The organism is Erwinia pyrifoliae DSM 12163 (genome assembly GCF_000026985.1).
GTDB lineage: Bacteria > Pseudomonadota > Gammaproteobacteria > Enterobacterales > Enterobacteriaceae > Erwinia > Erwinia pyrifoliae.
Window position 1 is genome coordinate 3,937,239 of record NC_017390.1, and the last position, 13,168, is coordinate 3,950,406.

General features: G+C 47.7%; 11 protein-coding genes and 3 pseudogenes. 8 read left to right on the forward strand and 6 right to left on the reverse strand.

Annotated elements, in window-relative coordinates:
* Positions 1 to 78: 78 nt before the first annotated feature.
* Positions 79 to 537, reverse strand: a complete 459-nt coding sequence (locus EPYR_RS17980; RefSeq protein ID WP_014539898.1) for a MarR family winged helix-turn-helix transcriptional regulator — start codon at positions 535 to 537, stop codon at positions 79 to 81.
* A 63-nt stretch (positions 538 to 600) separates the two neighbouring features.
* Between EPYR_RS17980 and EPYR_RS17985 the strand changes: the two genes are divergently transcribed.
* The gene (locus EPYR_RS17985) at positions 601 to 1,182 is read left to right on the forward strand and encodes an HD domain-containing protein (RefSeq protein ID WP_015899183.1); all 582 of its coding nucleotides are present in this window, start codon (positions 601 to 603) and stop codon (positions 1,180 to 1,182) included.
* Between the two features lie 183 nt (positions 1,183 to 1,365).
* Here the strand turns inward: EPYR_RS17985 and EPYR_RS17990 are convergent, their stop codons facing one another.
* Entirely contained in the window at positions 1,366 to 1,614 is a 249-nt protein-coding gene (locus tag EPYR_RS17990) for a hypothetical protein (protein ID WP_014539900.1), read from the reverse strand.
* A 450-nt stretch (positions 1,615 to 2,064) separates the two neighbouring features.
* Here EPYR_RS17990 and EPYR_RS17995 point away from each other — a divergent pair, with 450 nt between their 5' ends.
* Together EPYR_RS17995 and EPYR_RS18000 are read left to right on the forward strand one after the other, a co-directional pair.
* The gene (locus EPYR_RS17995; protein WP_014539901.1) at positions 2,065 to 2,925 is read left to right on the forward strand and encodes a carbon-nitrogen hydrolase family protein; all 861 of its coding nucleotides are present in this window, start codon (positions 2,065 to 2,067) and stop codon (positions 2,923 to 2,925) included.
* Between the two features lie 92 nt (positions 2,926 to 3,017).
* On the forward strand, positions 3,018 to 3,269 hold the full coding sequence (locus EPYR_RS18000) for a type II toxin-antitoxin system Phd/YefM family antitoxin (protein WP_014539902.1): 252 nt from the start codon (positions 3,018 to 3,020) through the stop codon (positions 3,267 to 3,269).
* A gap of 260 nt (positions 3,270 to 3,529) precedes the next feature.
* Here the strand turns inward: EPYR_RS18000 and EPYR_RS18005 are convergent.
* The 3 genes and pseudogenes from EPYR_RS18005 to EPYR_RS18015 form a co-directional block, all read right to left on the reverse strand.
* Positions 3,530 to 4,739, reverse strand: a pseudogene (locus EPYR_RS18005) (IS256 family transposase).
* Between the two features lie 242 nt (positions 4,740 to 4,981).
* Complete coding sequence (locus tag EPYR_RS18010; RefSeq protein ID WP_014539904.1) at positions 4,982 to 6,157, reverse strand: HNH endonuclease signature motif containing protein; 1,176 nt, start codon at positions 6,155 to 6,157, stop codon at positions 4,982 to 4,984.
* On the reverse strand, positions 6,147 to 8,000 hold the full coding sequence (locus EPYR_RS18015; RefSeq protein ID WP_014539905.1) for a DNA adenine methylase: 1,854 nt from the start codon (positions 7,998 to 8,000) through the stop codon (positions 6,147 to 6,149). Before EPYR_RS18015 ends, EPYR_RS18010 begins: the two co-directional genes overlap by 11 nt.
* 275 nt (positions 8,001 to 8,275) lie before the next feature.
* Between EPYR_RS18015 and EPYR_RS18025 the strand changes: the two are divergent.
* The 4 genes and pseudogenes from EPYR_RS18025 to EPYR_RS18040 all read left to right on the forward strand — a co-directional run bounded on the left by EPYR_RS18025 (position 8,276) and on the right by EPYR_RS18040 (position 11,016).
* Positions 8,276 to 8,807 (forward strand): annotated as a pseudogene (locus tag EPYR_RS18025) (isochorismatase family protein).
* 1 nt (position 8,808) lies between these two features.
* Positions 8,809 to 8,999 (forward strand): annotated as a pseudogene (locus EPYR_RS20505) (GlxA family transcriptional regulator); the annotation flags it as partial.
* Positions 9,000 to 9,163: 164 nt separating this feature from the next.
* The gene (gene dalD / locus EPYR_RS18035; RefSeq protein ID WP_014539910.1) at positions 9,164 to 10,567 is read left to right on the forward strand and encodes a D-arabinitol 4-dehydrogenase; all 1,404 of its coding nucleotides are present in this window, start codon (positions 9,164 to 9,166) and stop codon (positions 10,565 to 10,567) included.
* Positions 10,564 to 11,016 carry a SemiSWEET family sugar transporter gene (locus EPYR_RS18040; protein ID WP_014539911.1) on the forward strand — a complete coding sequence of 151 codons (453 nt, stop codon included), beginning with the start codon at positions 10,564 to 10,566 and terminating at the stop codon, positions 11,014 to 11,016. Before dalD ends, EPYR_RS18040 begins: the two co-directional genes overlap by 4 nt.
* Here EPYR_RS18040 and EPYR_RS18045 read toward each other — a convergent pair.
* Positions 11,001 to 11,996 (reverse strand): acyltransferase, encoded by a 996-nt coding sequence (locus EPYR_RS18045; RefSeq protein WP_014539912.1) that lies wholly within the window; start codon positions 11,994 to 11,996, stop codon positions 11,001 to 11,003. The two genes, EPYR_RS18040 and EPYR_RS18045, sit on opposite strands and share 16 nt — an antisense overlap.
* A 257-nt stretch (positions 11,997 to 12,253) precedes the next feature.
* Between EPYR_RS18045 and glyQ the strand changes: the two genes are divergently transcribed.
* Positions 12,254 to 13,165 (forward strand): glycine--tRNA ligase subunit alpha, encoded by a 912-nt coding sequence (gene glyQ, locus EPYR_RS18050; protein WP_015899186.1) that lies wholly within the window; start codon positions 12,254 to 12,256, stop codon positions 13,163 to 13,165.
* The last annotated feature ends 3 nt before the right edge of the window (positions 13,166 to 13,168 follow it).

The following is a 13,168-nucleotide window of genomic DNA, read 5'->3' on the forward strand; positions in this document are numbered from 1 at the left end:
CCTGAGTTGGTTTGCTTGCGATTAAATCGCACACTATTTATAATAATTATTGACGGCATTTTCCCGGTACCAGCACGCTCAACCATTAAGGTTATCGCGTAGTATTTCAAGCTCGCTTTTCAGCGACTGTAGTTCTTCCGGTTTAAAGGCCGAGGCACGGCAGACGGATGCGGGTAGATCCAGCGCCTGCTGACGCAATGCTTTTCCCCGTTCTGTCAGCGTAACCACCACCTGCCGCTCGTCTTTACGCGAACGATGACGTTTTAACAGATCTGCTGTATCAAGGCGTTTCAGTAACGGCGTCAGGGTAGCTGAATCGAGGTACAGCCGCGCGCCGATCTCAGATACCGTGACATCATCCTGCTCCCACAACACCATCATCACCAGATATTGCGGATAGGTGATGCCCAGCGGAGCCAACAGCTGCCGGTAGCGCTTATGCAGCGCCAGATTGGCAGAATAAAGCGCAAAGCACAGCTGCTGGTCGAGCAACAATGGCGCGGTCGTCACTTTTTTATCGTCTTTATCGGTCATCATGCTAAGATGATAGATAGTGCACTATATAATTGCAAGCGACTTTTATTACCTGGGGGTAAAACCATGCATACCGTGGAAGAACAAGCGCGTCGCTATGCCAGTAAAGCCCATGCCGAAGCCGGACAGCGGCGAAAATATACTGGCGAGCCTTATATCGTGCATCCCGCAGCGGTTGTGGCGCTGGTACGCAGCGTCAGCCACACTGAAGAGATGCTGGCAGCAGCGTGGCTGCATGACACGGTCGAAGATACTGCCAGCACGGTGAACGATATTCGCCGTCACTTTGGTGATACCATTGCCAGCCTGGTTGAGATGCTGACCAACCGGGGTGACACGGCTGGTCAGAACCGGGTTGCGCGTAAAGTTGCTCATTTCCATCATACGCAGCAGGCCAGTCCTGAAGCGCAGACCATCAAACTGGCCGATATTATCGACAATACCCGCTCAATCGTTCATTACGACCCGCAGTTTGCACCGGTTTATCTGATTGAAAAACGCGTACAGATAGCACTTCTTACGGCGGGCAACGCCGCCCTGTTGCAGCAGGCTAAACAGATCGTCGAACAGGGTATACGGCAACTGGAGCAGCCGCCGCACAACGTCCCGGCCAGCTGGTTCGAATACCAGGAAGCTAAGTACCGCTAAGCGAGAGACGCGGCCGATGATGACCACAACGGGCAATTAAAGCTGTGGATGAGATAAATGCTGTTGCCAGCTCTTAAATAAGCCTTAAGCATCCGCTCGCTATCGGAGCCAGTAGAACGAACGCCTACCGGCACCTTTTATACCGTGGCCAGAGTGATAAATGGCAACAGAAAGAGATTGAGTCTATTTCAGAGCATGACACTGAAATACTTTCACCCATGCTCCCGGCATATTGAGAATATATTTTTCTTTCGCTTGCCTGGCCGCATCTTTTTCACTGCTGGCTGTAAAGGTCAAGTCCCACAACCCACTATCGTTATTATCACCATAAGAACCGCTGCAATAATATTCGCTTTGAGCAGCATAAGCTGGCAGAGAGACTAAAGCCGCGAGGATAGAAATAAATGAGAAAAACGTTTTAGCTTTATTCATATGTTATCCTTTTAATTAAGTACTCCAGTCGAAGTCGATAAATCAGGTTAAATATCGCACCATAACGATCAACGTTAGGTCAACCATAGCCCGGAAACCACTCATATAACGTCTTAAATATTTATCAGGAGATATTCAACAGTGATTTTTTATTTGAGCACGTCACTATCCTGTAAGGTGGGGTAATTTTTTCAAGTAGCCAATATTATGCACTTGCAACCCGACGCTTTAGAAATATCCTATTCAGACGCCGCATCAGGTCAGGCCATGATCCACACTATTTTAGATGCCGGGGGTAAGCGCTGGCAGCCGCGGGTTACCTGTAATATGCTGCGTGAGTTCACTATTTTATGCGCCCCCCGTCTTTGCGGGTCGCTGAACGGGTCAAATTATTCTGAGCTAAATCAGACGTGCGATTGGCGATGATCTCACGCTTTATGGAGTTGAACTATGTGCGCATATCGTTTTACCTGTCCCGCGAATAAACTGAAAGTGGCCGTCGCGCAGGCGGAGCCTGTAGCAGGAGATATTCCGGCCAATGTGCAGCAGTCCGTTACCCTAATCGCGCGGGCCGCAGAGCTGGGGGCGAAAGTAGTGTTGCTGCCGGAAAAATTTCTTAGCGGCTATGAACCCTCGTTAATCAAAGCCGATCCCGCTCGCTATGCCATCAGCGCTAACGACGAGCGGCTGAAGCCGATTGCAATGGCATGTCGTCAGGCGGCTATTTTCGCCGTTATTGGTGCGGCTACCCAGGAAGAAACGGGGGTGTGCATCACCTCGCTGTGCTTTAACCCACAGGGCGAGCTGTTTGCCCGTTATCACAAACGAGCGCTGTTCAGTAGCGAAGCGGAATTTTTCCAGCCTGGCCAGCAGGCAGTGGCGATTGAGGTCGAAGGATGGTCGCTGGGGATGGCGATCTGCTACGACAGCGGTTTTGCCGAACATGCCCGCGCAGCGGCGCTATCAGGGTGCCATGCTTATCTGGTCAGCGCCCTGTTCAGCTGCGGAAATGGCTACCATGAATCCCGAATCTGGATGCCTGCGCGGGCGCTGGATAACACCTTCTACGTGTTAATGTCCAATCACGTTGGTACGACCGGGGGCTGGCAGGCCTGCGGCGGCAGCGCCGTCTGGGACCCTTACGGCAAGATAGCTGCCGAGGCCAGCGCAGACAGTACAGAAGTGATCGTGACAGAGCTGGACCCGGCATATCTGCGTGATATACGCGGCCGGGAAAGCATGCTGAACGACTTTGCCGGGCGTTACTTCGCGTTGGCCAGCCCGCTAACGCAAGGGAAAGAATCATCGTAATGCGGATACAAAATGAAGCCGCAAGCCGCCGGATGCGCCCACATCAACAGCGGCGTTAAAATGCGGCTTCGCTTCACTGGTACAATTAACCTGTGCCGAGGGGTTGTGCCATTAAGGTCAATATAAAAGAGATCAACGTCAGCGATGCTCGCCAGAATCTGGCGGCGGTCTTACGGCAGGCAACTGACCGCGAGCCGTTGACCATCACGCGTTGCGAATATTTCTCAGCGGTAATGACCAGTATCAGCGAGTTTCATGCCTGGCAGACGGCGAAAATGGACGACGAGATTGCGGCCATAATGAATATGCACGGCGACCAAACATGGAATCTGACAGACAAATGACAATACGTTTCATTTCAGCACAAAAAGGGGTCGCTGTTTATCACCGGGTACTGGATGTCACTACCGAAGTCAGAGGGATGCCCGAGCCGGGAGACGCCGGAATGATGGAATGATGGAATGATGCACACTGCGCTATTTATTATGCTACTTTTTCTATTACATAATGGGACTAAAATACAGAATAGGGTTATTTTAACAGGTTTAACAGCGGGGGCGGCCTCAGCAGANCCTGTAAATAATTCTGTGTAACTGCCACCGTATTAAAGGTGATCGCTCAGGCGNTCACCGAACTCGATAATAAAACGNCTCATTGCCAGCCGCCAGTTCTGGATCGGCATATTCCATTTTTTTGACGCCGACTGGATCGCCAGATAAATGACCTTTCTCACCGAGTCATCTGTCGGGAACACCTTTCGCTTTTTGATGGCTGCGCGGATCACGCTGTTCAGTGATTCGATGGCGTTCGTGGTGTAGATAGCCTTACGGATATCGGGCGGATAGCCGAAGAACGTATTAAGATTTTCCCAGTGTGTGCGCCAGCTCTTACTGATTTGCGGGTATTTCTCGTCCCAGATGCCTGCAAACTTATCCAGCGCCATCAGCGCCGCCTCTTCTGTCGGAGCCTGATACACCTTTTTCAGCCCGCCGGTGACGGCTTTGTAGTCCTTCCACGACACGTATTTCAGGCTGTTGCGCACCATATGAATAATACACAGCTGGATATGCGTCTGAGGATAAACGCTGTTTATCGCATCCGGGAAGCCCTTCAGTCCGTCCACACAGGCAATCAGGATGTCCTGAAGGCCCCGNTTTTTAAGCTCTGTCAGCACGCTGAGCCAGAACTTCGCGCCTTCGTTTTCTGCCAGCCACATGCCCAACAGCTCTTTCTGGCCTTCGGTATTAATGCCCAGAGCGAGGAAGACGGCCTTGTTAATCACGCTGCCATCGTGACGAACTTTCACCACGATACAGTCAAGATAAACAAATGGGATAAAGTGCATCCAACGGGCGGTTCTGCCATTCAGCAACCTGCTCTTTAACGGCATCCGTGACTTTTGAAATCAGCGTGGGCGACACGTCCGCATCGTACATTTCCCTGAACGTGGCGACGATGTCTCGGGTCGTCATGCCTTTGGCGTACAGGGACAAAATCTGGCTGTCCATCTGCGTGATACGCGTCTGGTTTTTCTTTATCAGCAGAGGTTCAAAGGTGTTTTCACGGTCACGCGGTGTGCTGAGTTCAATCTCGCCGTCATCGCACAGCAGAGTTTTTGACGAATAGCCGTTGCGGGTATTGGAGCCTGCTTTTGGGGCGTTTTTCTCGTGCCCGNGGTGGTCAGTCAGCTCAGCATTGAGTGCTGTTTCAACGGTAAGCTTCGTCAGCATGCGGGAAAACGCATTGAGNTCGGCTTCGGTTTTAAGGCCTTTAGCCAGTTCAGCCGCAAGGGCCTTGAGTTTCTTTTCGTCCATAATGTGCCTGTCTCCGTTGTTGGAATGAACATATCAAAAACAGGCAGATACACAATTTAAATTACAGGCTCCCTCAGCATCCTAAATGGCTGTTCCTGATACCGCTGCATCTGCCATTTTTGGCCTGCGCCAGTCGCCTAAGGCAACGCATCTGAAGCCCGATACAGCACATCTCGGCAGCGAGAACATCCCAATACCTTTTTCTATAAGGTTTGAAATAGAGCACTATTCCGCACAGCTATTTAGAAGAAATCATTTTTCATTCCTTCAATACCCGCATTTCTTTTATTTATATATAGAATAATATCGTCATTAAGAATTGAATCAGGTAATAATTTATTCATTGTTATTGTATTAATGTAATTCTTATGCGATTTTAAAATTTTATCTCTTACCAAGAGCTTCCCATTCTCATTTATAACAATAATATTTCTATCATATAATTTATAGTGGTTTTCACATAACCAAATCCCATTATTTTCACTTAAAGCATGCTTAAGTTTTTCATCATCACTTAACTTTATCTTTTTTATCTCAGATACAGGCCAAATATGAGCGCCCTGTATTATTTGAGGGATATCACAATCACAGAAGGAACATTTTTTTTGCCCCATTTTATTTAGTAAGTTATATATCAATGTAGGAGATCGAAGACTATCGTTTTTTATGAATTCATCTTTCTCCATATCTTTATTGGACTGAATTTCTAATATATCAATTGCACTTTGGATAACGGATAAATCTGGTTTTGCTAGCTTAGTTAAACTTCCTTCGGATACTTGAATGAGTTCAACCCGCTTACAATCAAGTTTAGCTAAGGCTAAACACATTAAAGTTGACTCTTTTTTATTTGCTCCATATGTCTTAGCATATATTTGAGTGGTGTTTTTATCATTTATAGTTATGTATGATGAATTATTAGCCTTGTTTTTACTTCGCAATAAATCTTTATTTAATATCAAGTCACCTATGTTATTGAAAGGCGTTACTTTCTTTCCAACTGCAATGTCATCATTTAAAAAAACGAATCCTGCCGTTGCCATTAATCTATACATAAAGTCAAAATATTTTGTTTTTATATTTCCTTCATAATTAACAAAATAAAAAAATATCTCTTTATTTCTCAATGGCTCCTTGTGATATGCAACTAATGCACTAGGTGCACTTTGAAAGCTGGAGTTTCTTCCTTCAGCTTTATTTTCCGATATAGAAATATAGTTGATCTTTCCATTGAACTCTAATTTTGCTAAACGCCCTTTATTATAACCATCATTATCATACATAACATGATAGTCTTTTCGTCCTGTTATCTTATAGCAGATATCAGACAAAACGTCATTGGTAAAAACATCAGAGAATAAAAATGTACCTTTTTGCGATTTTCTTCTGATGGTAAAAAGTGGTTTTTTATTTTTCATAATTAATGATTATCACCTCTTTCCTATTTCGCCCTAAGACAACAGGGAGTTCAATTAGTTTGTAATCATTACTTTCTATAAATGATTTTAACTGATGATTGTATTCTCCACCATGTTCCAATACATAAGACAGCATGAATTTTATTTTCTTATTGTTTAATTCATTACAAAAGCAAAATAAATTTAATTCATCATCAACACCCCAACCGTTGAACCCTCTTTTTCCATCATTATAAGAACCGGTTGTAAGTCTATAAGGTGGATCGAGGTAAACAAAATCATCGTTATTAATTAAGTTCATCAAAAGCTTATAATCACCCTTATAGAAGGACACATTAATTTCTTTTATTTTTCTAGAAAAAGAAATTAATTTTTCCAAGACCTTATTATTAAACCACCGCATCCCAGTCGGATTGTTAAACTCATAATTCCCATTGAACCTTATTTGCTGCTGAAATCCATATAATATTATGGTGTACAATAAAATCGGATCTCTTTTATCAATAGCATTACTATTGTAATCTTTTCTGGCCTTTAGGTAATTATCTTTGTTTTCCGGCTCAAGATTATATTTCTTTATTAACTTTTTAACGCTAGTTATAAATTTATACGTGTCAATGTCATGAATTGACTCAATTAGCTCCTTAATAAAGAAATTATATTCATTATATACAACACTGTCAGCATCAATATTAATTCCAACATTGAAGCCTCCACCAAAAACATCATAGAATTTATTAAATTTATTTGGCAACGCAAATTTTATGAAATCAATATATTTAGATTTACTTCCAATATAATTTAACGGCGACTCATATCGCACGCTACCTTCTTCTCTTTTTTTTATATAAAACAAATACTCAAAATGTTCTAAATCACCCTTGGATTTATGGTTTTTATATTTCTTGTAAACTATTTTCCTGCATTCGTAGCTGCTTTTCTCACCATATCGCATCATGACAGAGTCAATAAAGTCTTTTGACATAAAGCCATCAGCACTGTAGCTTAATAATATATGCTTAGCTTTAGTTTTGCTTATTATTTTATCTAAAAGGATATGACACTTGAAATTCTTTGACCAATCTGACCTCATCGGCGTTGTTGATCTGGAACCTGTTATTTTACTAATGCCAGGTGAATCATTTAAGATCAATGTTTCAAGTAGATGATACTGAGTTCCATATTGGTTTTGCGTATATGGAGGGTCTAAATAAAGAACATCGCATTCAACATTTTCTATGATGTCTTCTATTTTTTCGTTAAACACAGTTAACTTGTTACAGTTTCCATCGCTATAATCAACAGGCATGTACTCAATTTCTTTTAACGCTCTGGAGTCCCAGTGCTTTAAGTATGCTCCATAAACTCCTGCTGTGTTGGACACTTTAGATATAGATTCTATCAGACTAGCTAAAAGATAGTTATACTCACTTTCATTTACCTGGCCATTTAAAAACCAATTTTCTATATTCTCTCGAATAAAATCTATTTTCCCTGCATTTTCAGCGGAAAAATACATCCGCGCAGAACCACCAGGTGAGTAGTTTTCATAAAAAAATCCTTTTTTGATTTCACAGTTATTATTAAAGAAATCAAATGGATTGAAATTTAATTTATTAAACTCGCACTTCCCAGATAGCAACCTGCCTGAGGCATATAACGTACTCCATTTTAAATTATCATTAATAATAATTTTACTATAGTCACTTTTTAATGCGTCAGCGACTGATCCAGTACCACAAAAAGCATCAAAAAATGAATATTCATATTTGATGATATTCTTTTCTTTTAATAATTCTATTATATTGGAAACGATGGCTTCCTTATTCCCTAAATATCTCAATTTAACGACCTAATCTTAACAGTAAAAACTATACTTCATGATATATCCACACCGCATTCATTGCCACAGGAAATAATGTTTTCTATGATGACGAACGGTAGCACGACTGTGGTGTGATCTCGTCTGCTGCGCAGCCGAAGTCTTTTGGCAGATAACTGCGCCATTTATACTCTAATCCTGTCCCCCAGCAACAACGTTGTGTCCTTGTTTGACTTTCTATGTGCTTTATCTCTCTGCAATGATAGGGCTAATCCCAATCAGGCAAGGGTCCGTAAATGATCGATAGCGTTCTGTTAGTCATTGATGCACGGCAATCCTTTTTACCGTCGTGGCTATGGCGATGCGCCTGAAACCCCGGCTTTTGAGCAAGCTGGTTGCCGGCTGCCAGGCCAGAGGCGTACCGATTGTCGATATCCTGCATACAGAGCCAGATGGCGCTTTTGCTGATGGGTGCGGTATGGTGGTGCGTTTGCCTTTCCTGCAGCACCAGCGGCAGCAACCTTCCGAAACACCGTGCATAACGCCCTGACAGAATCCGGCCTGCAGCAGTGGCCGGAACAGCACCAGGTGAAGCAGGTGATTATCAGCGGGCTGCGCACCGAGCAGTGCTGTGAAACCACTGCCAGCGTGGCGTCGGACTTCGGCTATCGCGTGACCTATGTGAACGAAGCAACGCTGGCATTTCCGATGACCCATAACGGTATCACCCTGAGCACCGCTGATTTGCGCCACCGCACCGAAAGCGTACCGACCGGCCGTTTTGCCACCATTCGTAGCGTTGAGGGCTGCCTGCAGGAGTTTGTATAACATGACTATTTCGGTGTGGTTTATCAATTTGCCCGGCGTGATGGCGCTGGATCTGACCGGCCCGGCAGAAACGCTGAAGCGGGCGGAGATGCCTTTTCCCTGCGCTATATCGGCCCGGATGAAAGTGTCCTTACCTCTACCGGGATGTACATCAGCCATATCGAGCCACTGCCTGAAACCTTGCCAGCCGGGTTCTCTTCCTCACGCCAGCTGTGCCGCGCCCTGCAGCGCCGGAAGAAGTGATTTTTTTCGGGCGCCACCGCCAGGGGCTTTTGCCGCCGGTTTTATAACGTTGATATTCTGTGCTACGGTTACAGGTAACATTGTCACTATCTGTTTCAGATTAAGGATAAGGTTTGCACCGCAACAACGATAAAAAATCGAACTGGTTACACCTTGGTGCTGGCGCCTTTCACCGCGCACACCAGAGCTGGTATCTGAACCAACTCCACCAGCAGGGAGACAACAGCTGGACACTTTCCCTCGCCAATATTCGCAACAGCAGTACGCAAAAAACCCTCCAACAGCTGGCAAAACAACAGGGCCGCTACACGCTGGAAATCATCTCCCCCGAAGGTGAAATCGCCTATCAGCCGATTGAAGCGGTCGAAAACGTCATTCTTTGGGATAAAGGCCTGCAATCACTGGTTGCCGTAGGTGCCAGTGCGGAAACGAAAATTATTTCGTTTACCGTCACCGAGGGCGGCTACTTTCTTGATGATAACGGCGAGCTTGACCTGACGCACCCGGCGATCCAGGCCGATCTCGCCGGGCAGCAGGAAACCAGCACGCTGTACGGTGCGCTGGTGAAAATTCTGCGTGAGCGTATGCGCAATCAGACCGGCCCGGTTACCCTGCTTAACTGCGATAACCTGCGCGATAACGGCGACAGCGTGGCACGCGGTTTATCTCAGTTTGTTAAAGCGAAGGACTATCCGGAGCTGTTGGCGTGGATAGAGCAGAATACCTCTGCCCCTAACGGCATGGTTGACCGCATCACGCCAAAATTTGATGCAGCGCTGTTTGATCGGTTGGCTGAACAGGGCATCAAAGATGATGGCGCTCCGCTCTCCTGTGAGGCTTTTTCCCAGTGGGTACTGGAAGATAAGTTTATTGCCGGCCGTCCGGCGCTGGAAAATGCCGGGGTTGAGTTTGTCAGCAGCGTCACGCCGTATGAAGAGGCTAAAATACGCGTCCTGAACGCCAGCCACAGCGGCATTGCCTGGGCCGGTGCGTTGCTGGGTAAAAAATATATTGACCAGAGTCTGCAACCGCAGATCAAACAGTGGATGTGCGACTATGTGCTGCAGGATGTGGCGGCGGCGTTGCAGCCTTGCGACATCGATCTGGCGCATTATGGCGAAACCACGCTAAACCGCTTTAGCAACAAATGGGTGCGCGATACCACGCAGCGCGTCTCTTCAGACAGCATTGCCAAGCTACAGCAGTTTATCGTGCCAACGCTGAAAGCCCGTTACAAACAGGGCGCTACTCCTGCGGCAACGCTGATCCTGCCTGCGCTATGGTTCCGCTTTATGCAGCAGCATCACGCCGGAGCGCTGCCGTTTGACTATGAAGATCGTGCGCTGGATGAGGTGCCGTTTACTGCCATTTACCGCGCTGACAACCCGCTACAGGCATTTACTCAACAAAAGAAATTATTTGGCTCTCTGGCTGGCCGCCCTGAACTGTATCGCGATCTGGCGGCCGCTGTGGATAACGTTGATAAAGGCCTACATAAGATGCGAGAAAGTGCATGAAAAATCTGCTAATTGTGGCCGCCACCATAGCCCTGGCGCTGTTGTCGATCATCTTCCTTAGCCCGTGGCCGGTATGGCTGGGAACCCTGGCGGCCTGGGTGACCACCGGTTCTTTCTGCCTGCAGGTAATGCATATCGTCAAAAACAAAGATACCAGTGGACTGTCGCTGGGGATGTGGGCCGCGCTTTTCTTCGGTGTTTCCTGCTGGACGTGGTACGGCCACCGCATGCACGATGTGCCGGTGATGGCCGCTAATGCTATCACCGCGATACTGGCACTGACGGTCATTATGCTCAAACTGTGGCACGAGCGCCCAACGCGTAACCCGAACCCACGTCGGCTGGTGCGTACGCCGGGGGTGATCCTCAATCCACGCATTAGCCGTCTGCGTCCGCTGGTGACACCGGGGATGCGCCGTCGGGATAAAAAACGTCAGCTCACCAAATGATATTTATCGATGCGCTTCAGCCCCGCCGCCAGTAGCAGGCTGCCCAACAGGGTGAGGGTAAACACCAGCGGGATGTCCAGCAGCGGATGGTCGGTGTTATCCAGCTGATGGGTGCGCATAAAATGGATAAACAGGGCATGGAAGCCATAAATCGGTAATGAATAGCGTGAAATCAGCGCAAAAAATGGACTAACGCGCTGGTTAAGGGTGTTTTTAAACAGCACCAGCAGGCTGACGGCGGCAATAAACACCGCCGGCCCGCAATACAGATACCAGGTATCGGCAAAAGCCCCGTTTATCGCAAACTGTCGCTTAGTGCCGAATGCTATCAATCCGATGCAGAGAACAAAACTTCCCCCGGCCAGCCAGCTAACGCCGCGCCCCTGCGTTTCCATCATCCCTATCGCTCGCCCCATCAACGCGTACAACAGGTAGTAGATGGTGTCGCCGCTGATATACAGGTTAACCGGTAACCAGTGGAAGCGGGCTATCGAACCGTCGACGGTATTCGGGTTGGCGAGGATAGCCAATACCACCGTTACCGCAGCCAGATAGCCAGCACGCACCGGCTTGACCTGAATTAAGGGTGAGAACAGATAGATAACGATAATGGCGCAGAAGAACCACAGATGGTAGAACACCGGTTTTTGCAGCAGGTGTTTAACCGACAGCACTTCGTTTATCGGCGTCAGCAGCGTGATATAGACCAGCGCCACCGCGCTGTAGAACAGCAGGCACAAAAAAATTCGCAGGAAATGTCGCTTCTGTGCGCTGCGCTCGCCAAAGAACAGGAAGCCGGAAATCATAAAAAAAAGCGGTACGCAAACGCGTGAGGCAGAATTCAACAGGTTGGACAGATCCCAGCTACGCTCACCTACCGACATGCCGGTGGTGACATACCAGGTGGTGGTGTGGATCATAATCACCATCAGACAGGCCACGGCGCGTAAATTCTCTATCCAACCGATTTTTTGCGACATCTCGTCCTCTGTTACCCGGTTAATCCTGCCTTAATGCGAAATTCAGGGTAGCCAGGCGGGCGGCCTTCAACAAGTCGTAACCGAGAAATTAGGAACAGGATGAAGGCGCACTGACGATACGCGGAAACTTGAAAAACGCGCAGCCACCCATTTTGCGCAGCAGGCCGCAAGAGCAGATACCATTTTGGTAATCACCCCGGTCAAAGGGTATACTGATGCCCACTTTTATCACTACTCGTATCGCGTGCGAAATCAACATGCAAAAGTTTGATACCAAGACCTTTCAGGGGCTGATCCTGACCTTACAGGATTACTGGGCCCGCCAGGGCTGCACCATTATCCAACCGCTGGATATGGAAGTCGGCGCGGGAACATCCCACCCGATGACCTGCCTGCGTGCACTCGGCCCGGAGCCGACTGCGGTTGCCTATGTGCAGCCTTCCCGCCGCCCAACCGACGGTCGCTATGGTGAAAACCCGAACCGCTTACAGCACTACTATCAGTTCCAGGTGATCATCAAGCCTTCGCCGGACAATATTCAGGAGCTGTACCTCGGTTCTCTGCAAGAGCTGGGCATGGACCCCACCATTCACGATATCCGCTTTGTGGAAGATAACTGGGAAAACCCAACGCTCGGCGCATGGGGCCTGGGCTGGGAAGTGTGGCTGAACGGTATGGAAGTGACGCAGTTCACCTACTTCCAGCAGGTTGGCGGCCTGGAGTGTAAGCCCGTTACCGGTGAAATCACCTACGGCCTGGAGCGCCTGGCGATGTATATTCAGGGCGTCGACAGCGTTTACGATCTGGTGTGGAGCGACGGCCCGCTGGGTAAAACCACCTACGGCGACGTGTTCCATCAGAACGAAGTGGAGCAGTCGACCTACAACTTTGAATACGCCGACGTCGATTTCCTCTTTACCTGCTTCGAGCAGTACGAGAAAGAGGCGCTGAGCCTGCTGGCGCTGGAAAAACCGCTGCCGCTGCCGGCCTATGAACGTATTCTGAAAGCCGCGCACAGCTTTAACCTGCTGGATGCGCGCAAGGCGATCTCCGTCACCGAGCGTCAGCGCTATATTCTGCGCATCCGCACCCTGACCAAAGCCGTGGCTGAAGCCTACTACGCCTCCCGCGAGGCACTGGGCTTCCCGATGTGCAATAACAAGAAATAAGAG

What these genes read in the sequence shown, in the direction of transcription:
- EPYR_RS17980 (WP_014539898.1), bottom strand. Translation starts at nt 537, where the DNA reads ATGATGACCGATAAAGACGATAAAAAAGTGACGACCGCGCCATTGTTG.
- EPYR_RS17985 (WP_015899183.1), top strand. Translation starts at nt 601, where the DNA reads ATGCATACCGTGGAAGAACAAGCGCGTCGCTATGCCAGTAAAGCCCAT.
- EPYR_RS17990 (WP_014539900.1), bottom strand. Translation starts at nt 1,614, where the DNA reads ATGAATAAAGCTAAAACGTTTTTCTCATTTATTTCTATCCTCGCGGCT.
- EPYR_RS17995 (WP_014539901.1), top strand. Translation starts at nt 2,065, where the DNA reads ATGTGCGCATATCGTTTTACCTGTCCCGCGAATAAACTGAAAGTGGCC.
- EPYR_RS18010 (WP_014539904.1), bottom strand. Translation starts at nt 6,157, where the DNA reads ATGAAAAATAAAAAACCACTTTTTACCATCAGAAGAAAATCGCAAAAA.
- EPYR_RS18040 (WP_014539911.1), top strand. Translation starts at nt 10,564, where the DNA reads ATGAAAAATCTGCTAATTGTGGCCGCCACCATAGCCCTGGCGCTGTTG.
- EPYR_RS18045 (WP_014539912.1), bottom strand. Translation starts at nt 11,996, where the DNA reads ATGTCGCAAAAAATCGGTTGGATAGAGAATTTACGCGCCGTGGCCTGT.
- glyQ (WP_015899186.1), top strand. Translation starts at nt 12,254, where the DNA reads ATGCAAAAGTTTGATACCAAGACCTTTCAGGGGCTGATCCTGACCTTA.